18 protein-coding genes, 1 rRNA gene and 1 pseudogene are annotated in these 22179 nt (G+C 47.2%); 14 read left to right on the forward strand and 6 right to left on the reverse strand.

The genetic code is table 11. The annotated features are described in order from the left end of the window. Window positions 1–50: 50 nt before the first annotated feature. Together PUR_RS08045 and PUR_RS08050 are read right to left on the reverse strand one after the other, a co-directional pair. Complete coding sequence (locus tag PUR_RS08045) at window positions 51–710, reverse strand: methionine ABC transporter permease (RefSeq protein WP_179034797.1); 660 nt, start codon at window positions 708–710, stop codon at window positions 51–53. Then, a pseudogene (locus PUR_RS08050) lies at window positions 707–1619 on the reverse strand (methionine ABC transporter ATP-binding protein). Before PUR_RS08050 ends, PUR_RS08045 begins: the two are co-directional and overlap by 4 nt. Window positions 1620–2171: 552 nt before the next feature. On the opposite strand from PUR_RS08050, the gene PUR_RS08055 reads away from it, so the two are divergent. Next, window positions 2172–3047, forward strand: a complete 876-nt coding sequence (locus PUR_RS08055; RefSeq protein WP_332107938.1) for a MetQ/NlpA family ABC transporter substrate-binding protein — start codon at window positions 2172–2174, stop codon at window positions 3045–3047. 12 nt (window positions 3048–3059) lie between these two features. Next, window positions 3060–3176 carry an NAD(P)-binding domain-containing protein gene (locus PUR_RS08060; RefSeq protein WP_179034798.1) on the forward strand — a complete coding sequence of 39 codons (117 nt, stop codon included), beginning with the start codon at window positions 3060–3062 and terminating at the stop codon, window positions 3174–3176. Window positions 3177–3402: 226 nt separating this feature from the next. On the opposite strand, the gene PUR_RS08065 is transcribed toward PUR_RS08060, so the two are convergent. From PUR_RS08065 to PUR_RS08080, 4 genes are read right to left on the reverse strand one after another with little or no spacing between them, the layout of a single operon-like run. Then, on the reverse strand, window positions 3403–4365 hold the full coding sequence (locus tag PUR_RS08065; protein WP_179034799.1) for a glycosyltransferase: 963 nt from the start codon (window positions 4363–4365) through the stop codon (window positions 3403–3405). Between the two features lie 37 nt (window positions 4366–4402). Beyond that, window positions 4403–4933: a PIG-L family deacetylase gene (locus tag PUR_RS08070; RefSeq protein ID WP_179034800.1), complete on the reverse strand. Its 531-nt coding sequence runs from the start codon at window positions 4931–4933 to the stop codon at window positions 4403–4405. Then, window positions 4933–6252 (reverse strand): glycosyltransferase, encoded by a 1320-nt coding sequence (locus tag PUR_RS08075; protein ID WP_232101761.1) that lies wholly within the window; start codon window positions 6250–6252, stop codon window positions 4933–4935. The genes PUR_RS08070 and PUR_RS08075 overlap by 1 nt, the downstream gene beginning before the upstream one ends. Window positions 6253–6266: 14 nt before the next feature. Then, window positions 6267–6950 carry a glycosyltransferase family 2 protein gene (locus PUR_RS08080; RefSeq protein WP_179034802.1) on the reverse strand — a complete coding sequence of 228 codons (684 nt, stop codon included), beginning with the start codon at window positions 6948–6950 and terminating at the stop codon, window positions 6267–6269. Window positions 6951–7128: 178 nt separating this feature from the next. On the opposite strand from PUR_RS08080, the gene PUR_RS08085 reads away from it, so the two are divergent. From PUR_RS08085 to PUR_RS08140, 12 genes are all read left to right on the forward strand, one after another. Beyond that, on the forward strand, window positions 7129–8592 hold the full coding sequence (locus PUR_RS08085; protein ID WP_179034803.1) for a hypothetical protein: 1464 nt from the start codon (window positions 7129–7131) through the stop codon (window positions 8590–8592). A 14-nt stretch (window positions 8593–8606) separates the two neighbouring features. Next, the gene (locus PUR_RS08090) at window positions 8607–9395 is read left to right on the forward strand and encodes a HipA family kinase (RefSeq protein WP_179034804.1); all 789 of its coding nucleotides are present in this window, start codon (window positions 8607–8609) and stop codon (window positions 9393–9395) included. 169 nt (window positions 9396–9564) lie between these two features. Then, window positions 9565–10209: a hypothetical protein gene (locus PUR_RS08095; protein WP_179034805.1), complete on the forward strand. Its 645-nt coding sequence runs from the start codon at window positions 9565–9567 to the stop codon at window positions 10207–10209. 179 nt (window positions 10210–10388) lie between these two features. Next, window positions 10389–11030 carry a hypothetical protein gene (locus PUR_RS08100; RefSeq protein WP_179034806.1) on the forward strand — a complete coding sequence of 214 codons (642 nt, stop codon included), beginning with the start codon at window positions 10389–10391 and terminating at the stop codon, window positions 11028–11030. Between the two features lie 104 nt (window positions 11031–11134). Continuing rightward, entirely contained in the window at window positions 11135–12118 is a 984-nt protein-coding gene (locus tag PUR_RS08105) for a CotS family spore coat protein (protein ID WP_179034807.1), read from the forward strand. A gap of 260 nt (window positions 12119–12378) precedes the next feature. Next, entirely contained in the window at window positions 12379–13416 is a 1038-nt protein-coding gene (locus tag PUR_RS08110; protein ID WP_179034808.1) for a LacI family DNA-binding transcriptional regulator, read from the forward strand. 233 nt (window positions 13417–13649) lie between these two features. Beyond that, window positions 13650–15023 carry an extracellular solute-binding protein gene (locus tag PUR_RS08115; protein ID WP_179034809.1) on the forward strand — a complete coding sequence of 458 codons (1374 nt, stop codon included), beginning with the start codon at window positions 13650–13652 and terminating at the stop codon, window positions 15021–15023. Between the two features lie 55 nt (window positions 15024–15078). Continuing rightward, on the forward strand, window positions 15079–16014 hold the full coding sequence (locus PUR_RS08120) for a carbohydrate ABC transporter permease (RefSeq protein WP_179034810.1): 936 nt from the start codon (window positions 15079–15081) through the stop codon (window positions 16012–16014). A gap of 4 nt (window positions 16015–16018) precedes the next feature. After that, window positions 16019–16852 (forward strand): carbohydrate ABC transporter permease, encoded by an 834-nt coding sequence (locus tag PUR_RS08125; protein ID WP_179034811.1) that lies wholly within the window; start codon window positions 16019–16021, stop codon window positions 16850–16852. A gap of 35 nt (window positions 16853–16887) precedes the next feature. Next, window positions 16888–17703: a carbon-nitrogen hydrolase family protein gene (locus PUR_RS08130; RefSeq protein WP_179034812.1), complete on the forward strand. Its 816-nt coding sequence runs from the start codon at window positions 16888–16890 to the stop codon at window positions 17701–17703. A 28-nt stretch (window positions 17704–17731) separates the two neighbouring features. Then, a complete protein-coding gene (locus PUR_RS08135; RefSeq protein WP_179034813.1) occupies window positions 17732–19705 on the forward strand; it encodes a glycoside hydrolase family 125 protein in 1974 nt (657 codons plus the stop codon). 737 nt (window positions 19706–20442) lie between these two features. Further along, window positions 20443–21999, forward strand: a 16S ribosomal RNA gene (locus PUR_RS08140). Window positions 22000–22179 lie beyond the last annotated feature (180 nt).

Genomic DNA, 22179 nt, shown 5'->3' on the forward strand with positions numbered 1-22179 from the left:
TGATCATTGATTTCCTGGCGTTTTCCGGTTGTGTTTTTCATGAATTGTTATTAATGACGCCGTACTTTCCGTGCCAGCCAGTTTCCGAAGGATTGAATGCCCTGAACAAAAATAATTAAAACAATTACCGTAAAGATCATAATCACGGTGTAGAAGCGTTGATAGCCGTATGAGATCGCCAAGTCTCCAATGCCTCCTCCTCCGACCGTCCCGGCCATGGCCGTAGCGCCGATCAGCCCGATTGTAGCCGTCGTCAGCGACAAAATTAACGAACCAAACGCCTCCGGCAGCAGGAAATGCCATATAACCTGAAACGGTGTAGCGCCCATCGCTTCGGCCGCTTCCAATATTCCGGGATTGACTTCGAGCAGCGAATTCTCAACTAATCGTCCGATATAAGGAGCAATGAAAATGATCAATGGGACGATCGCTGCATTTGTTCCGATGGAAGTGTGTACCAAGAAGCGCGTAAACGGTATAATGGCGACCAGTAAAATAATAAACGGCAGAGAGCGGATGGTGTTAATCACCGGATTTAATAGGGAATAGACCGCTTTGTTATCCAGTACGCCGCCGGACCGGGTCACGACCAGTAATATCCCGAGCGGAATTCCGATCAGGGAACCGATCAGCAGGGAAGCGCCTACCATATAAATCGTTTCATATATCGCCTGTAAAAACTGGTCCAGTGTAATCGTTGTAGATATCATAACTCTTCCGATGCCTCCTTCACTGTAACACCGCATTCTTCCAGATAAGAAATCGCCTTATCAATTGCTGACGATTCTCCATTTAACTGAATAATCATACTGCCGAGTGTCGTTCCCTGAATTTCCGACATATTGGCGGATAAAATATTCACATCCACCGGATATTGGCGAATCAAACCATTCAGAATGGGCTGTGAGGCGGCGTGTCCGATAAACTCCAGCTTGAACAGCTGCCGGCCCTCTGCTTCCTGAAGCGTCTCTTTGACACTGTCCGGAACCCTGTTATGAAGGACTGTCCGCACAAAATTGCGTGTTGTCGGGTGTTGGGGATTTCCGAACACTTCCAGCACGGTCCCCTGCTCAATGATCTCGCCTTTCTCCATGACTGCTACACGATTGCAAACCTCCTGGATGACGGCCATTTCGTGCGTAATAATTCGAGGCCAATGCCCGCGCAATGCCGACGCGCTGCTTCTGTCCACCCGACAATTCATTTGGATAGCTGCCGGCTTTATCGCTAAGGCCCACGAAATCAAGCAGTTCGGATACCCGCTGCTGAATTTCTTGCTTGGACTTTTTCAGTAATACTAGCTGTATTGCAACATTATCGAAGACGGTTTTGGACTCAAGCAAATTGAAAAGTTGAAAGATCATGCCGATTTGCTTCTTGACCGCCCGCAATTGATTGATGTTAAGCTCGTCCAGAGACTGGCCGTCAATAATCACCCGGCCTTTCGTAGGCTTTTCCAAATAATTGACCATGCGGATCAGGGTGCTTTTCCCTGCTCCGCTGTATCCGATTACGCCGAAGATGTCGCTTTTCTCCACCTTTAAGCGGACCCCTTTTAGCGCATCAATGCTAATTCCTTTTCGCTGAAAGGTTTTATACATATCTCTCAACTCGATCATAGCTTGTTATTCCTCTCGTTTTCTGTCCTCGAAATGTGTCTTAGGTTCAAAGAAGTTTAACCAGCGCCGCTTCCGCGAGTAAAGAGAAATAGCGGGCCGCGGGAAATAAAGCCGCTTAATTCTCTGTCGTTTTAATTTCCTCATTGGATAATTCCGGCTCTTTGTACAGGGTGCGGCGTACTTCTTTTAAACAAACTTTTCCGATGTTAATGATGCTGTTGGAATGTTAACCTGATTTCCTTCTTATTGTCAACAGGCTTTTTGAAATGAAGTCAAAGGCTCATTATCAGCTGCAAAATGTATTGACGTTGTCCTTTTATGTATGTTACTATCCGAATAATTAATCCAATTAAACATATTGGTATTATTTTTTTTCCAAATGGAAAGGGTCGTGATTTAAAAAGGGAGGCTGGCACAAGAAAGAGAGGTTTGAAGCCCTGCTGTCGGGGGAACTGGCTGATCGCCCTGCTGTTAGCGGGTGGCGGCATATTTTGGACAAGGAACAGAATGCCGATGATATGGCCGAAACGACAGTAGCTTTTACGAAAGAATTTGATTGGGATTGGGTCAAGTGATTCTATTTTTTTAAAAGGGGACAAAACAATGAGAAAATTATTAACGGTAGTATTGGTAGGATTAATTTTGGTGCTGAGCGCTTGCGGAAAGCAAAGTTCGTCCGGCGAAGATAAAAAAGAGATTACCGTCGGTTTTGGCGTAGGTACTTATGAAGAGCAATTCCGCCAGGGCATTCTGCCGATTCTGGAGGAAAAAGGCTACAAGGTGGACATCAAAACGTTCTCGCAGAACATGCAGGTTAATCCGGCTATGAAGGAAGGCTCTATTGACGCCAGCATTTTCCAAAGCACAGCTTATATGGAAGCTATTAATAAGGAACTAAGTGCGGAGATGACAAGACTCGCATTCTCACCCGGTGCGCCGCAAGGTCTGTACTCCGAAAAGCTCAAGTCGCTGGATGAAGTGAAAGACGGTTCGACGGTAGCGGTCCCACAGGACCCGGTTAACCAGGAACGCGCGATTCGGATTTTGGAAGAACTCGGTTGGGTAAAAGTAAAAGCCGATGCGGGTACAACGGATTTCAACCTGAACAGCGTTGAGCCAGGCAGTGTTAATCTTAAAATTGAGGTGCTGGATCCGGCTCAAATACTGGTTTCGTTAAAAGACGTAGATTATGGAGTGGTAAACGGGAACTACATTGCCAACGCCAAAAGAAAAATTACGGAAGCGTTGAAGATTGAAAATACACCGGAACAGCATCGCATTATTGTTTCTATTAATAAAAAAGACGAAAACACCCAATGGGCCAAGGACTTGAAAGCAGCTTACGAATCCAAGGAATTTGAGGATTATATTAATTCCCAAGATAAATATGACGGCTTTATTCTGCCGGAGGCCTGGAAAAACAACTAAAGAGTGGTTGAAATGGCGGGGCAGCGCATTCATTTCATCGGCGGCGGTCAAATGGCCGAAGCGATCATCCGTGCGATTATCAGCAATCAGACCACAGCTGCCGAGCATATCAGCGTGGCCGCTGTATGAACTGAACAACAGCGACTTTGCGGCGGTCTGCAGCGTAGCGTGTTGGCCGCCGTCAAGCGGACTGGCTGCATTCCAGGGCGGTTCACACAAGCTTTGGGGCACACCATCGTAACTCATACAAAGAAGCAGCTTGTCCAATGACAGGCTGCTTCTTTAATGGATTCCATAGGAAATACACCCGTTCCCCGGTCAAGTTCCGGGAAACGGCCGTTTTTAGCTGTCTACTTTACAGGAAATGATCATGCCCAATAACCTTCTCGTATACTTTTAAGTAACGTTCAGCCATCTTTTCTTTCGTAAATCGATCAGCGACATACTGACGAAGCTGTTCAGGATGGACAGATGCATCCCCCATAATCATCTTCGCCATATCCTCCGCGCTTTCACACAAGAATTGCGGAAACCCGGACAGAACTTCTGGAACAGCCCCTCTTGGGAATGCGGCTACAGGCGTTCCGCAGGCCATCGCTTCAATCATCACAAGTCCAAATTGCTCTTCGCAAGCAGTCGGAAATATGAGCCATTTGGCATGCCGCAGTAAATCTTGTTTTGCTTTTCCATGAACTTCACTGACATATTCGATGTTAGGACTGTTATTCATTCGTGGAAGGATCTGATTAAACAGATCTCCGTCCCAGGCGGGGCCTGCTATTATCGTTCTTATACCTGTCATTTCGGCTACATCAATCGCAGTATGCACGCCTTTTTCCCAATCAATCCGTCCTAGAAACAGCACATAATCTTCTTTATGCTTACTATATTTATACTCGTTTAGGTCGATTCCATTGTGTACATAATATCCTTTATGCCGGTTAGGAGACTGTTTAAGCTTCGTACGGCTCACATATACTGGATGCTTTACCGGGACATGAAGCGACCATTCCGTGTGAATCGTTGAGACTATTGGAATGCTTAGGTCTTCCTGTCCAATCAGGAGATCATGCGTATGGTCGTGTATGATATCGGTATTGTCCGGTATCGTATCAAGAACGAAATCCTTGATGCTGTCTGTTTCATACCGGTGTCCATACGGAATAACGACAGCACGGCTTCGGCTCCCTGCGAGAGCATACACATATACCTCATGTCCCATATCCACAAGCGCATCCGATAAATTGTAAACGACCCTTTCGAGACCTCCGCTGCCGGGAAGAGGAATGATGTTCGGAGCCACCTGAACAATGATCACCGTAAATCACCTCTGCTTTAAAATCGTATATGGAAGCTTAAGATTCCCACGGGTCAACCCAAATCAACCCCTCATTCACGATAAATGGCATCAGTTGTTCGATTACAAACATTTGGCTTTTATAGTGCTGCAATAATTGGAGCTTCAATTGCAATATATGAAATGGAAGCGGATCATCCTCTGTTTCGAATACATATAAATGATCCAATTTCATACTATGCAAAATACGGGATAACGACCGGTGCTGTCCATGGCCGTATTCTCCTTGCAGATTATGAGTGACAACTTTATGGAATTGTCCGGAATCCAGCAGGCCTCTTAAAGCGTCTTTTACTTGGTCTTCATCAAACTCTCCATCGTATTCGTCCGGGAAATCCCATATTTCGAACTCGGCACCAACGAAATTCATTGCTTGTTGGAATTCCTGGGAACGGATCTCGTTGCTTTCGTTGGTTAAGCAAACTACTTTCCAGCCTGACTCCTGGAGTAGGGTTCCACCTCCAAATATGCTTTCATCGTCAGGATGAGCGACTACCATTAGCTTATCTGCTGCCGAATCGGATGACATCACTCCACCTCATAGGGGGCATAATGGTCTTTTAAAATGTTTGCATATACGTTCACTAACATGTCTGTAGTACGGGTGAAGTTGAATTGCTCCTTCACCAGATTCCGGTTTACCCAGCCCGTTTCCATCTTCTCTTGAACCGGCATATCCAGCGCCCGCTTTATATCTGCTTTTAACTTCTCTACTGACCAGGGTTCATCGGCATGATGGTCACCGAACCATGTCTCCCATGCGTACCGGTAATTTCCTGGATTAACGAGTCCAACAAAACCCTTCACACCAACAGCGACCACAGGACGACAGCAGGCCAGAGCCTCAAGAGCGGCTCTCCCGGTGCCGATAAAGACATCGCAGATGGAATAATAGGAAGACATATTGAAAGTATTCCCCAGCAAATGTATGAATTTTCCTTTCGCTTCTTTGTGAATTACATCAACCAGCGATTTTATCCCCTCACTATGCCGCCCTTCGCCGGTCACGAGGATGTTTAGGTTAGGGTAGTTTTCGGCCTTTAACTGTCTGCATGCTTCTATGATGTCTCTGCAAATATCCGCTTTTTCCCAAGACAATCTGCCGGCGTACATAATAATGGGCGCGCCCTTAGGAATTCCCAGTTCTTCGCGCAAGTCACTCTGTATAAGGGAGCGGGAATTGAACTGTACGGTATCAATTCCGTTAGGAATCAATTGGACAGGCATTCCTTTGACAGGCAGTTGTTTCACTATGGAAGGGCTCACGCAGACGACCGCCGCGCTGCTTCTGATCAGCTCGATCTCAGCGATTGTAAAAGGAAGCAACATGTGGAGCGTCCATAAACGGGGGATGCACAATTGATCCGCGGCTTTTGCAGCAAAAAAACCGGAAGGGATTTGATGAATATGAACGGCTGTAATTCCTTCCGTATTCATAATTTGTTTTAATTGGGAGATGATTTTCTGCTCATCGGCATCATTGATTATATATTCGTTCGTGACGAAGTTAATCTCATATACGGGACAGCCTAATGCGGCGAATGCATCACACATTTCTCCGCGTTTCCCGGCTACAACGACGTGAATACCGTTTCTAAGCAATTCCCGTACGCATGTCAGAACGTGCGTTTCGGTTCCGCCGATATTAAATTGGTCCAGCACCATTAAAATGCGCAGGTCACTATCTGAATATCGCGGCTGCATGCTGTAATTCGGTTCTTCTTTATTTAACCAGACCACTTGCTTGGGCGGTTGGGCGTTCACGACGTATTGTACAATCGGCTTTTGGGTGTATATGCGTTTCTTAACCGGGCGTTTTTTGCTGCGAATCTCTGCCTTTTTTCTCAATCTGATTCAACTCCTTATTCCGAATAAAATTCACGGGAACGCTGGGACGGATGGGAGCGGTAATAATACAGGGTCTCCCGCAGGTTTTCGATCCGGATGCCATTAGAAACGCACTTGGCAATAAACTCATAATCCTCGGCTCCATTCATGTTCCGGGAAAGTCCTCCCAAGCGATCGAATACACTGCCTCGCAACAAAATGGTCGGATGTGACACGCAATGCTCGCCTATCGCATATCTTCTCGGAATATCCTCACCATAACTTAGCCAATTCGACGGGGTTTGTTTTTGAATGTCGCTTTCTTCAAAAGCCATATAGTTCGTGCCGACCAATCCGGTCTCCGGGTGGTTCATCAGAAACTGGACCTGCTTACGAATCCTTTCGGGATGGGAGTAGTCATCCGCATCGTGAATGGCGATATATTCTCCGCTTGCCATAAACAGCCCCGTTGTCAGAGAACCGGAGAATCCTACATTTCGAGGCAGCTGAAGCAGTGTGAAGCGGGGGAAACGCCGGCGAGACTGCCACAACAAGGTACGATCGGCAGATCCATCCGTCGATGCATCATCCACAATAATGATTTCTATGTTTGGGTAGGTTTGCTCGTATAAATGATCCAGACAGTCCTCAATGTAAGATTCTGCGTTGAAGCACGGGATCACGATGCTTACAAGCTGGTCAATTCGTGCAAGCGACACAGGTCAACCCCTCCATTCCAATAATCATGTCTTTTCACCATATGATCTGAAGAAAACAATGGAAAGGGATAAGCGTATATTTTCTAAAAATTGTATGCGGAAATACGTATCTACCCAATCAAAACTCGGGATTATCAATACAATAACAGCGGCACAACATTAAGGAAGGTGATTTAAAGTGACAGAAAGCAGTGACTACACTGATTATACGGAATATTCATCGTATTCTGAGTACACAGACCACTCGCGCAACAAAATCTGTTTTGCCATATTGGCGCATAATCGCAGAGAAGTTGTCTTCGATTTATTAGACAATATCCGCTGTTACTGTCCTAACAGTTCTGTCGTCTTATATAACGGTGGAGATGACCCGGAATTATGTAAAGGTCTGGGTTATCCGGTATGCCCGACCAGCAGAAAATTAGATTACGGGGTAACCGCAATATATATGCTTGAAGTGATGGAGTGGCTCGAGGACATTGATTATTCTTACGATATACTGATCAATCTGGATTCTGATGTTTTGTTTGCCAGAGAAGGCTTTGAGCAATACATTCTTAATGAAATGAATGACAAGGATTACATGGGCGTCTGTACGAAAATACCGGATGATGATTTTTATTGCTTAGTACAACTTAGGCAGGAAATCGACCAATGGATCCCCCTGTTCGGAAACGAACCTTATAGGGAGTCATTCAACGTAGGGCAGGTATACAGCAGGAAATTAGTCCTTCGTTTTTTACATGATGACCAGTATGAATTGTTAAAAAGTAACCTCCATGGTACAAGGTCCTTCGGAGTAGATGAGATTGTCTATGTTACGATGGTTGAACGGATGGGCTATCCATTGCATGCTTACAAGGAGAATGTTGGCTCAGTCGTTCGTTACCGGCCGTACTTTCCGCTCGATGAGGTGGTCAGTCTTGTGAATTTTCAACCGGAAAGCTCCCTCATTCATCCGGTCCATCGGAAACTTAAGGATGAAGCAAGAAGCTTTATCCGGGAGGCCATGAAACGGAAAATCCAGCTCAGTCCCGATTATCAAGAACGATTTATGGAAGAGTACCTAGGTGAGATGCCTTATCTCATCCGCAGAAGCAGATATAACGGCGGAAAGATAGAGTGGCTGGCCGCCTCGGAAGATGAAGGGCTGCTGTACTGGAGGGAAAACCAAACAGGCAGAACAAAAGATGTCTTGTTTGGACCCTATGCATTCGGAAGCGGAAAGATTGAGGGATTAACAGCGATTGAGGGTAAATTCGGCAATCTTGAAGCGGTATGCCGAAGCGGTAACAAACTCATCCATTATTGGAGAGATGAACATAGCGGTGAATGGTTCAAATCCGAACAGTTTGCGGATGGCGTTAAGGGAATGCCGGCTTTTCTGGAAAGCAGCCATGGTAATTTCGAAGTCGTTGCCCCGCTGAAGAAGGGAGGCCTTGGTCATTGGTGGAGAAACAACGACGATCCCATGCTTCCTTGGTTTGGCCCCAAAGTATTCGGTTCAGAACAGTATGATGAAGTAATCCTGGTTGAGAACAATGAGAAGCAATTGACAGCCATTGCTTGTAAAGATGGCAAGTATCAATACTACGTCAGGGACGACCACAACAGTTGGGAGTGGAATGGACCTTACGAATAAGAGGTTGAGGACCGATGAGCATCCTGGCTGTGCAATACGTTAGACCAATGGATGATGGATGGACACTCCCGCATCTGTTCAAATGCGAGGACGGTCAAACCTATGTTGTCAAATTCATTAATAATCGTTCCGGTGCTGGTATATTGGCCAACGAGCTGATTGCTTATCGTCTCGGGAATTGGCTTGGATTGCCGATTGCACCCTATCGCATTATCCAGATAACACGGGATCTTGTGGATATGTTCCCTGTTTTGAAAAGCATGGATATCCCTGCAGGCCTGCACCTGGGCAGTTTATATTTTGAACAAGGGACGACCTTGCTGGGGGAAGTCAATTTGGCATTATGCAAAAATCTGCATCAAGCAGCCGGGATGATGGTATTTGATCATTGGATCAATAACTGGGACCGGCATGTTGCCGGATCGAATCTATTATATTTACCGGACCAGCGCAAAATTCAAATGATAGACCACTCCGATGCTTTCTTCGGCCCGTATTGGGACCAAGAAGAATTTATGGATGACAGTGATAGAATGGATGTATTCTGGGGTCCTTTATATGAAATGTTTGTTCCCTATATAGACAGCCAAGACCCGTTTGGTCATTATACCTCGTTAGTCGAAAAGGTCAGCGAGAAAGTCGTTATTCAAGCGGTAAAAGGGCTTCCTAAACAGTGGAATATCTCCCGGGAAGATATGACTGGGTTGATTGATTTTTTACTGTGTAGGAGGAGCCTTGTTCGAGGAGCTTTGGAGGAATTAAGGGAATACTTTCCGATCTGGAGGCAGGAAGACGACAGTTAATTCTGGAGGAAACAGGGATGAATCGTTAATAAAATATGATTATATAAAAGGCTTGAAAATATGGTAATTCACTAGAGTTTCAGCCCTTACATTTTCTTGGTCCGAGCATTTAATAGTATCAGGATGATTAAGACATCCTAATATATTATTAAAGGAGTGCTTCTAAAAGATGCAAACGGATCACAGAGCTCAGAAACACGTCACTATAACTACAGGTCCTATTTATGTGCCGCCCATTAACATTATTGTTCCCAACGACAAGCTTATTGTGACTCTTAAAAATCCGACGAACAAAAAGCTTCAAGCGACAGTAAAACTCGGCCTTTGTCCTTCTCCTAACAGCAGTCCTTGTGTACCATGTGCGGGAGGTGGAGGTGGCTGTACCAGTAATTCGGTGCAAACATTCGAGGTAAATGAAACGGATATTCATCTCGGTACGTTCAAGGTTGATCCGATGACATGCCTGCGCATTGAAAAAACGTTCAATAACTATGAATTGTTTGATTCGGTTATCCGGATAACGGCTACCGGCGATTTTGAAATCTGTAAAGACAGCTGCCAGCCCATCTGCGGCCTGCTGGAAATTTCCAGCGTAGTCGGTTTTTCAGGCAGCGCCGGCGGTCCGTTCGTAACAGCGATTCCTGCAGAGATGACTGCCTTGTATCAAGCATATTACGTAAACTCCGGTGTAGTGGGTACAGATGAACAAACCCATGTACGCTACGCCGAGTATGTATTGTGCGATACTCACTGCCCTTGTGATTCAGATTCCGACTCCAGCTCCAGCTCTTCTTCTAGCGACGACGACCACTAATTTAGGTAGCCGGCCTCTTCCGACCCGGAAGAGGCCGTTTCTTCTTGTAAGGACTATTAATGATTTCATATATGTTAATTAACTAGAATATCAGCCGTTGCATTTCCTTGCTCAGAGCATTTGATAGTAGCAGGATGAATTAACACATCCAATATATGATAAAAGGAGTGCTTATAATAATGACAATGGATCATAAGGATCACAAACAAGTCACTATTACTACAGGTCCTGTTTATGTAGCGCCATTTAACGCTCCCTCTTCTTCTGCTATAAACGACAGAATTGTCGTTACTCTGAAAAATCCGACTCACAAAAAGCTGCAAGCGCAAGTGACCCTTGCCCTATGTCCTTCGCCTAACCCACCTGTAGCAGTAGCAGGTGGAACCTGTACTAGTAATTCTGTACAAACATTTGAAGTTCTGGAATCTGAAACTAATCTCGGTTTCTTCAAGGTTGATCCGATGACTTGCCTGCGTATTGAAAAAACGTTTGATAACGATCAACTATTTGATACGGTTATCCGGTTGACGGCAACCGGCGATTTTAAAATCTGTGAAGACAGCTGTGAGCCCATCTGCGGATTGCTGGAAATTTCTAGCGTAGTTGGTTCTTCGGGCACCGGGGATGGCCGAGTCCAATCAGCAATACCTGCAGAGAAAACTGCCTTTTATCAAGGATATGGAGGAGCCCCGGGTGTGGTCCTTACAGATCCGCAAGCAAGTGTACCCTATGCTGAGTGGGTATTGTGCGATACTCACTGCCCTTGTGATTCCGACTCCGATTCGGATTCAAGCTCTTCATCTAGCGACGACGACCACTAATTTAGGTAGCCGGCCACTTCCGACCCGAAAGAGGCTGTTTCTTCTTGTAAGTAAGGCCCTCTGGAGTAACGGACTTCCATTTTAGCATGACGAGGTGATTCTTTATGTTTCACCAGCTGCTGCAAGCCGCTTCAGAACAATATGGGATTGCATTCTGCGAATTTGAAATCCTTCATAAAACGGGCCGGACGCTGGTCCTCGCCTTGAAGTCGCCACAGGGGGATTATGTTCTGAAAAGTATTTTTACCAGCGAACAACGTCTTCAGTTTATTTTGGAAGCCGAACACTTCCTGAGGCAGCAGGGAATTCATATACCGGAGATCTATCCTACTCTCACAGGCACGCCTTATTTTCTATGGGAGGGGGATCGTTATGTCCTGCAAGAAAAATTGCGGGGGGCTCCGTTTCCTCCAACAACAATAGAAGCCGTGACCCGCAGGGCAGCCCTTCTTGGCAAAATGCATTCCTCTTCGCTAGGCTTCCTTTCGGAATATGGACCATACGTTCCTCAGGAAAGGTTGTGGCTTAGTACTTTTCTAAGGGAACTCTCTGCTTTGAAGCATTGGGCAAGCTGGTATCACAACACTAGAGCCTCCAAAAAAAAGATGATCCTGTCTCATATCGATTTTTTTCAGCAAGCAGGTCGGGAGTTGGTTGAACGGCTTGAGCGGCATGCCTTTTTTAAAAGCTGGATCGATGCTCCTCTTCAAAAGCATTTTTTGTGCCACGGCGACTTTCACAGCGACAATGTCCTGACGGTAGGAGCAAGTCTCTATGTTATCGACTTTGAATTCATCCGTTATGACTATCCCTCCAAAGATATAGCCCGTTTTATGCAAGGAATAATGAACCGGCGAAAAGGTTGGGACCCTGTCTGGTTCGATCATCTTCTGAATTCTTATCTCCGGGAAAATCCGCTGAACGATGACCAATTGGACCTAATGTATTTCGACTTAGCTTTTCCTCATAGCTTTTACCGCTTTGTAGATAAAGGCGGATACAGGAATATGTCCTTGGATGATGTGACAGCTTATTTAGAAAGAGAGCATGACAAAACCGTTTATTTCCTGCAGCAAACCAAACGTTAGTCTGAGCAGCAGCTTCCTTCGTATCACGAATGGAGAAGCGGGCGCTGATGAAGCTGTATCATGAGTTCTAAAGGCGAAGCGGAGGGAGAGGAAAGTGCAGCTTGTCATTGGCAGGCTGTTTTTTTCCAGGTATAAGGAATGAAAGGAAACATATCCAGGCTAATGTTAAATTTAATGACATTCTAACAAAAAAACATTGCAAGTACTTGATTGTGAATGTATTATGAATATATAAAAGTTATCGAAAACGTTTTAGATATGTGGGGTGCGTTATTATAGTTAACATAAGAGATATCGCCAAGGCGGCTGGAGTTTCAGTATCGACCGTCTCCAAAGCATTGAACGGATATTCGGATGTAAAGAGCAAGACAAGGGAAATGATCCTCGATGTTGCCAAGGAAATGGATTATTTGCCTAATGTAATGGCCAGGGGGCTTATTACGAAGAAATCGAATACCATTGGAATCTTTTTCGGAGACAGGCAAAACTCGGGGTTCGACAATCCGTTCTTCAGTGAGCTGATCCGTTCGATTAAGGATGTGGCTGGTGCGGAGGGTTACGATATTCTCATCTTCGCCAATCAGAAGCGAACTACATCCAGTTATAAGACCATATGCTACGAGAAAGGTGTCGATGGTGTCATCCTGATTCTCACTGGTGACCAGCGTACGGATGAAAACATCCGGGAGCTGCATGAGAGTCTGCCGACCGTTTATATAGACAGCGTATCCTATCAATTCAACAATGTTAATTTCGTTGAAACGGAAAATGTGAATGCCTCATTCCAGGCGGTGGAACATCTGATTGAACTGGGTCATACGCGAATTTTGAAGATGGCTGGAGACCAGGTCGCCAAGGCGTCGTACGACCGGATTGAAGGTTACAAGCAGGCGCTGAACAAGCATGGGCTTGAAGTCAATAATGATTTGATCCTATATGGGGAGTTCTCCAGGGAAAAAGCCTATCAGTTAACGAAGCGTTTCTTCTCAAAGCCTAGCGGAGTCACAGCCGTATTCTCATCCAGCGATATGATGGCTTTCGGAATCATTGATGCTTTGAAGGATTTGGGGTTCAGGGTTCCTGAAGATATTTCTGTCATAGGCTTTGACGATATAGATGAATCCAAAGACTATCAGCCTCCATTGACAACCGTTCACCAACAGCGTTTTACAATGGGGGAAACTGCCGCAAAAATGCTTCTTCAGCTGATTGATAGCCAAGACGGAATTACCCGGCATGCTACCATTCCAGCCAGACTGGTGATCAGAGAAAGCAGCGGCACGAAACGAGAGGGCTAATGCCTTCCTTTCAAATTTTATCTAAAACGTTTTAGGAAATGGTTGGACCGAATAAGGAGCTTTCTCGCCGAGTTCTCCGCTTTTTATTCGTTTAAATACAAGAGACCAGATGGAGCAGCCAACTAATTTGAGAATCAAAGGGAGTGATGCGGTAAAGAAACCCGATAGCTTTGCCTTTTTTCGGAAAACGTTTTAGAAAAATACACCGGCAAATATGAGGAGGAGAGAATACCATGCAAAAAATGAAAGTATTGGTGCTGGTTTTCGTAATGGCAGTCATGACGATCTTGGCGGGATGTGGAGGCAATAGCTCCGGTTCCGGCGCTTCCCAGAATACGCAGGGGGGAAATAGCGCAGCGGCATCTTCCGCTGAACCGACTTCCACTGAACCGACTGAATTAACCGTCATTAACCAGGACCGCTGGGCTCCTTATGTGGAAAAGGCGGTGAAAATCTGGAACGAACAACATCCTGATAAGCAAGTGAAACTCAATCAGCTTGTCCTCGGCTACCCGCAATTGCGTCAAAAGATTACAACCGCAGCTGCAGCCGGACAAGCTCCCGACTTCTCCCTGATCGACTCGGTATGGGTGGCGGAGTTTGCGGACGCCGGGTACCTTAAACCGCTCAATTCGGTAGATCCCGAATGGGTTGAGAATGATTTTAAGAAAGACTTCTATCCGGTATTCGTCAACGGTGATTCCTATGAAGGAAAGCCTTATGCAATCCGTTCGCAAACGGATATGGCTTTAATCTGGTTCCGCAAGGATTGGTTCAGCCAGGAGGGCATTCAGCCGCCGAAGTCTTTTGAAGAATTGATGTCAGCATCCAAGCATTTTTCCCAGAAGGAAGTTCAGGCCAAATACGGGAACTCTCAAGGCATCGCGTTTCCAGGCGGTCTGAAAGCCGGAGAAACGACGACAAGTCTGTTGATGCCCTTCTTCTGGTCCAGCGGCGCGGATGTGTTCAAGGATGGGAAGGTCGTATTGAACAGCCCGGAGTCGAAGGCAGCGGTTCAATTCCTGGCTGATCTTGTGAGTGAAAAGGCATCGACCAAGGAAGTGATCGCCTATGAATGGGATCGGGCCACGAAATTGCTGGCAACAGGCAAAGTAGCTTTGTCCGTAGGAGGCAGCTATGAATATGCGATGATCAAGAACACGACCGGGTGGAGCGATGCCGAAATGAAAGAAAAGCTTGGTTTCGTGCCTATTCCGGCCGGGGGCAGCGGGAAAGTCGCCACATCTGCCGGCGGGATGGACTATGTCATTTATGAACAGGCCAAGCAGCCGGAACTCGCTATGGAAATTTTGAAAATTGTAACCGGCCCTGAACTGATGAAGGAGTTCGTAGTGGACACGGCACAGAATTCTCCGCGTATTTCGGTAACCGAAGGTCTGGACAAAGAAAAGGACTGGTTCCTCGCTGAAACGGGCAACTTCCTGTATGACGCCAATGTCCGTCCGGTCATTCCGGAATACGCAAAGGTATCGGAACAAATCCAGAAGATGATCGAGAGCACGGTATCCGGCAAAACGCCTGTTGATCAGGCGGTAACGGAAGCGGCAAAGGCGATCAGCGATGTTACAGGGCTTCCTCAGCAATAACTTACAGTAAGGGGATGCTTCCATCCCCTATCCTTTTATAAAGGTGGTGGCATATGTGGGACAATCGCTGATCACAGCGATCCGGGATAACACCGGTTCATCCAGATCCAGATTCAGCAAGAAATGGGCCAAAACTATCCCCTTCTTGCTGATGCTTCCCGCGCTTGCGGTGATGGGACTTTTCGCTCTGTTTCCGGTCATCAACGCTTTTCGGCTCAGTTTATACGACAAGCAGCTTCTGAATCCGGGGGAAACGTTTGTCGGGCTGGATCACTATTCGCAGCTGTTCTCAAACGGAGAATTTATCAATGCCTTGAAAGTCTCCGTCATCTATGTAGCCGGTTCGGTCGCGCTGCAATTTCTCGTGGGGCTTGCGCTGGCTGCCCTGCTCTCTGCCCAAGGCGTCAAGGGTAAGAGGTTTTTCCGGACGGCGTTTATTATTCCTTACACGCTTTCCGAATTGGTTGTTTCGCTAATCTGGCTGCAGATGCTGGATACCGAGTTCGGGATTATCAATTATTTCGCCACTTTGCTTGGCGCAGATCCGCAGAATTGGCTCTTTGACTTCGCGCTTCCCGCCGTTATTGTAGCGAATGTCTGGTGGGGAAGCACCTTCTCTCTGCTGATGCTGGAATCGGCCATGCAGGGTATTCCCAAAGAACTTTATGAAGCGGCGGAAGTGGACGGCTGCACATCCTGGGGCAAATTTGTTCACATCACGCTTCCTTCCATACGCTATGTGTCGCTTTTGAACATGATCATGATTACCTTGTACACTATCAACTCCTTCGGCATTATCTTTGTCCTTACGGCGGGTGGACCGCTCGGAAGTACGGATGTGATCGGAATGTTTATGTGGCGCAGTGCATTCCAATTCATGGACCTCGGGCTCGGCGCAACCATTTCTACCTTGATCTTTGTTGTCAATATTCTGATCACTTTGGTGTATATCCGGTTGTTCGGCTTGAACACGCTGAAGGAAGGAGCGTAAACAGATGACTAACCGAAAGAAATCACTCGGAATCCATATCTTGATGAGCGCCGCGGCTGTCGCCATTGCCTTTCCTGTTCTTTGGATGTTCATCATGTCCGTCAAGCCGGCCGATGAGCTGTACCGGTTTCCTCCCACGATATGGCCGGACAAATGGGAATTCGGGAACTATACCAAAGCGTTTTTTGAAGCGGGTATCGATAATGGATTGATCAACAGCCTGATTCTGGCCGCAGGTACACTGGCCCTAAGCGTCACATTGAGCTTTCCGGCTGCTTACGCACTCGCGAAATACGAATTTAAAGGGAAGACCATTCTTTTGCTGGCCATCCTGGCGACCCAGCTGATCCCCGGTATGGCGGCGATTGTCCCTTTATTCGATATTTTGCAGCGAATGCATCTGGTGAACACTTACAGCGGTTTGATTCTTATTTATACCGCAAGAACGCTGCCGCTGAACATTTGGATTTTGAAAGGCTTTTTCCAGTCCATTCCGAACGAATTAATCGAATCGTCGATGGTGGACGGCAGCTCGAAAATCGCTTCCCTTTATCGCGTCGCACTGCCGCTGGCTCTGCCTGGCATCGGGGCGGCCGCAATGTTTACGTTTATGCAGACCTGGATCGATTTTATCCTGCCGTTAACGATGCTGTTTAATGAGGACAAGTTCCCTTTCAGCGTCATGTTGTATAAATTTGTCGGCGATCCCATTATGGGGACCAATTACGGCGTCCTGTTCGCCGCTGCCGCTCTCGGCACCATACCGACCTTACTGATCTTTGCTCTGCTCCAGCGCTTCTTCGTTCAGGGGCTTACAGCCGGAGGCGTTAAAGGCTAATCATGTGAAATTGTGAAAATGACGGAGGAATGAATATGACGGAGCTGACAATCGCGATTGCACAGATGGACAGCAAAATTATGGACAAGGAATATAATTTGCAAAAAGCGGAAGCCTTATTGGATCAGACGGGAGGCAAAGCGGACGTCATTTGTTACCCGGAGCTTTTTACGACCGGCTACAATTTCGATTTGATCGGAGATGCCTTTTATGAGTTGGCGGAAACGATCCCAGGTCCGACCGTCGAACGGTTGGCGAACAAAGCCCGCACCTATGGAACAGCCATTATCGGAACGATCGTGGAAAAGGACGGGAACCAGGAAGGCGTGCTTTATGATACAACTTTTGTCATCAATGAAAAGGGCGAATATATCGGGAAGTATCGAAAAGCGCATCTGTATCCGACAGAACATCAATATTTCCGCAGCGGTTTGGATTTTCCCATATTTGAGATTTGCGGGGTAAAAACGGGCATTGCTATCTGCTATGATCATGCATTCGGAGAAATGTTCCGGGTGTTGGCCTTGAAAGGAGCCCAGGTTATCTTTATCCCTTCGGTCATCCCGAAAGATTTCGAATACCTGCTGGATTTGCGGACGAGAGCCCGTGCCCAGGACAATCAAATCTTCACGGTAGCCGTTAACCGGGTAGGTTCGGAAGCAGGTATTGTCTATTGCGGAAACAGCAAGATCGTCAATCCCAGGGGCGACGTGATTTGTGAAGCAGGAGATGAGGAAGAAGTAGTGACAGCCACGATCGATCTTTGCGAAATCGCAAGAGAACGGAAGCAGGAGATGAGCTTGCGCAGCAGAAGACCGGAGCTGTACGGAATATTGGCACAGCAAGCATAATTGAATGCGGTAAAATGGAGGAATTCCTTTGTCTATTTCATCCCTTGAGTTCATGCGTTTACCTGACACACAAAACCGCAAGCCTCTGGATGTGGGATGCGGGCAGCTGTCCGCGAGCATCGGAGAGGACGGTTGCATCCGTTCGGTGAATCACGTCCATCCGCGACATGGATTTATCACACTGGAACCGGCAGAACCATTTCCAAACGATAAATGGTATGACAGTGAATATGTTCGTCTATATCGCAGACGTTTAATAGATCAACCGCGCATTTCAGAAGGCACAACCGGATTCGGAATTCTGCCGAAGAGTTCAGATTGGAAGCAAGAGTTTTTTTTGGCCATGAATCATTTCCCGCTGATCCGGTTCCAAAGGAAAACCATTGAAATCAATGCTGTATATATCCCTTTTCATCATAATGGGATGAGCGGCATGATTGAGCAGCTTACAATCACCAATTGCGGCGGCAAACCGGAGTCCGTTCCTTTGGCGATTGGCGGCACATTCAGCCTTCACCGGTGCAGCTACGGACAGTTGACGGAAGGCGGACCGATCCCGATTCCGCCAACGGATCTTGCTTTTGTGGCCGCTAACAACAGCCTGACAATTACCAATCTGAATCTGCCAGCTGAGGCGAGCCTGTATTTCTTTAACGGGGCAGACCCGCTGGAATTGCAGCCGATGGAGAAATTAGCGAACCGCCCGGTAACTTATATACACGAGACAGAATTGATTTTAAACAACGGGGAAAGCCGCGAGCTTACGATGCTTTGCCTGATTTCAGAGGAAGCAGGAGAACCGGCAGTTTTCAGCTTTGACGAAATTCAGGCTTGGAAAAATAGGGCATGGGAAGAGACGCCGAGGCTGACAACGGATGGCCGTTTGGGTGCGGAGAAGCTCATCATTCACAGGAATATCGGCTACATCCTGTCCTGCTGCTCCGTCCCGGTCGATGATGAGTCTGTGTGCATCATTACCGATCATCAGCTTCTGCCTTTGTCGTGGAATCGGGATTCCTATTATATGATGCGGCTGCTGCTTGATTCGGAGCAGCACGCACGCTATCTGTATGAGGGTTCCTACGTTCCCGTATTCAAAAATCAGGTACAGCGAACCGTCAAGGGCCATCTATTGTGGATGTTCGAAAAAGCCGTTCGTCCGAACCGTTATTGGGGCCGCGCCTACCTGACTAACGGATTTTGCAAGGATGATGTATTTCAACTGGATCAGCAGTGCTATCCCCTGCTTCAGCTGTGCGATTATTACGACAGGTTCCGGGATCGCCAAACGATTGTAAGACTAATGCCCAAGATTCACGAAATACTGGATATGATCATGGAATACAAGGATACGGAACGATGGCTATTTCAAACCGGGGAAACGCCGGCGGATGATGAAGTTACATACCCGTATCATTTTTCAAGCCAGGTGTTGGTATGGCATACGCTGAAGTCGCTGGCAAAGCTGAATGAAACCTTTTCTTTTACAAACCTCGAGCTGTTGGAAATTGCCCAGTTGGTTAAACGCGATACCCTGGATTGTTTTGTTGCGCCGCATGGTGGCAGGGAACTGTTTGCTTATCTTTCCGATTTGAAGGGAAGCTTTCAGCTTTACCATGATGCGAACGATCTTCCGACGGTTTATGCTCCTATCTGGGGATTCTGTCATTCGAATGACCCGAGATGGATGAATACGATGGAGTTTGCTTTTTCGAAGGAGAATAAGAGAGGCTTTTACGACGGGGAATATGGCGGACTCGGTTCCGTCCACACCCCTCACCCTTGGCCATTGGGAGACGGGCAGGAGCTTCTGTACAGCTTGCTGATCGGAGACGTCAGGCGTAAGCAACAGGTTCAGCGCAAATTGGCGAGGATCGTCCAGTGGGACGGACTTTTTCCTGAAGCAGTAAACGAGCATACGGGGGATGTTGAATCAAGGCATTGGTTTTCATGGCCGGGTGCATTTATATCTTCCGTATTTGTTCATTCCCTTTGCGAGTGAAGATCCGCTGACAAGGGGACCCGAGTGGCTGCGTTTGCTAGCCCGCTGCATATAGAGCGAAATTCTCATACGCCTGCGCCCGCTCATAAAAGCGCGCAAGGAGTGGATCTCAAGATTGAGAAGCAGCAAGATCTACCGCAATTAAATATGAGAGTACACATACTTCAAGAAACGAACTTACTCTTTTTTCGGTAAGTTCGTTTTTATAAGCTGATTTGAGAACTCTTCTGGAGCAATCGGTTAAAAGGGATAATAAAGTAAATTTGATAAAACTTTCATCTTGTTATTAGTTATAAAACCATGGTATATTACTAATCCGGTCGCAAACAGCGTTGCGGTGAGCAAGCTGGAAGAAACTTTCACTTGCAAGAAGTGATTCAATCATGATATATTCTTATTCCGGGCACAAAACAGTGTCACGGTGAGCAAGCTGGAAGAAACTTTCACTTGCAAGATATGATTTGAATGTGGTATATTATTATTCCGGTCGCTTTTTTACTGAGTAGATCGATATGAATAGTTTGATCTTTGAAAACTGAACAACGAGTGAGTGGGAATTCGCTTCTGGCGAGTTCCAAAAAAGATGGATTTCACAGCGTGCTTCACGCTTTTGAAATGCCATCGTGAGAATGCAAATTCTCGTCAGATGTTTCAAAATGAGCTTATCGCTCTATCGATAAACTTTTCGGATGGTTATTTTCTCGGAGTGATCCGGGTGGTAACCTCGCGAAAAAACCTTATTGGAGAGTTTGATCCTGGCTCAGGACGAACGCTGGCGGCGTGCCTAATACATGCAAGTCGAGCGGAGTCCTTTTGAGAGCTTGCTCTCAAAAGGACTTAGCGGCGGACGGGTGAGTAACACGTAGGCAACCTGCCCCTTGGACTGGGATAACTACCGGAAACGGTAGCTAATACCGGATAAGACCTTCTGGTGCATACCGGAAGGCGGAAAGGCGGAGCAATCTGCTACCAGGGGATGGGCCTGCGGCGCATTAGCTAGTTGGTGGGGTAACGGCTCACCAAGGCGACGATGCGTAGCCGACCTGAGAGGGTGAACGGCCACACTGGGACTGAGACACGGCCCAGACTCCTACGGGAGGCAGCAGTAGGGAATCTTCCGCAATGGGCGAAAGCCTGACGGAGCAACGCCGCGTGAGTGATGAAGGTTTTCGGATCGTAAAGCTCTGTTGCCAGGGAAGAACGTCTTGTAGAGTAACTGCTACAAGAGTGACGGTACCTGAGAAGAAAGCCCCGGCTAACTACGTGCCAGCAGCCGCGGTAATACGTAGGGGGCAAGCGTTGTCCGGAATTATTGGGCGTAAAGCGCGCGCAGGCGGCTGTTTAAGTCTGGTGTTTAAACCATGGGCTCAACCTGTGGTCGCACTGGAAACTGGGCAGCTTGAGTGCAGAAGAGGAAAGTGGAATTCCACGTGTAGCGGTGAAATGCGTAGAGATGTGGAGGAACACCAGTGGCGAAGGCGACTTTCTGGGCTGTAACTGACGCTGAGGCGCGAAAGCGTGGGGAGCAAACAGGATTAGATACCCTGGTAGTCCACGCCGTAAACGATGAGTGCTAGGTGTTAGGGGTTTCGATACCCTTGGTGCCGAAGTTAACACAGTAAGCACTCCGCCTGGGGAGTACGGTCGCAAGACTGAAACTCAAAGGAATTGACGGGGACCCGCACAAGCAGTGGAGTATGTGGTTTAATTCGAAGCAACGCGAAGAACCTTACCAGGTCTTGACATCCCTCTGAATCGTCTAGAGATAGGCGCGGCCTTCGGGACAGAGGAGACAGGTGGTGCATGGTTGTCGTCAGCTCGTGTCGTGAGATGTTGGGTTAAGTCCCGCAACGAGCGCAACCCTTGACTTTAGTTGCCAGCAGGTGAAGCTGGGCACTCTAGAGTGACTGCCGGTGACAAACCGGAGGAAGGTGGGGATGACGTCAAATCATCATGCCCCTTATGACCTGGGCTACACACGTACTACAATGGCCGGTACAACGGGAAGCGAAACCGCGAGGTGGAGCCAATCTTATAAAGCCGGTCTCAGTTCGGATTGCAGGCTGCAACTCGCCTGCATGAAGTCGGAATTGCTAGTAATCGCGGATCAGCATGCCGCGGTGAATACGTTCCCGGGTCTTGTACACACCGCCCGTCACACCACGAGAGTTTACAACACCCGAAGTCGGTGGGGTAACCCGCAAGGGAGCCAGCCGCCGAAGGTGGGGTAGATGATTGGGGTGAAGTCGTAACAAGGTAGCCGTATCGGAAGGTGCGGCTGGATCACCTCCTTTCTATGGAGAATCGTTTCCCGAGCGGAAACATTCAAATCGGAAGCTAAGCTTCCAAAACTCAGGTTTAGGCCTGTTGCTCACTCGTTGCTCAGTTTTGAGAGCTCAAACTCTCAATCTTGATCCTTGAAAACTGGATACCGAAACGAAAATTGCGTTTTAGAACATCTTTTAGCTGAACTT

This window comes from Paenibacillus sp. URB8-2, assembly GCF_013393385.1.
Lineage (GTDB): Bacteria > Bacillota > Bacilli > Paenibacillales > Paenibacillaceae > Paenibacillus_AQ.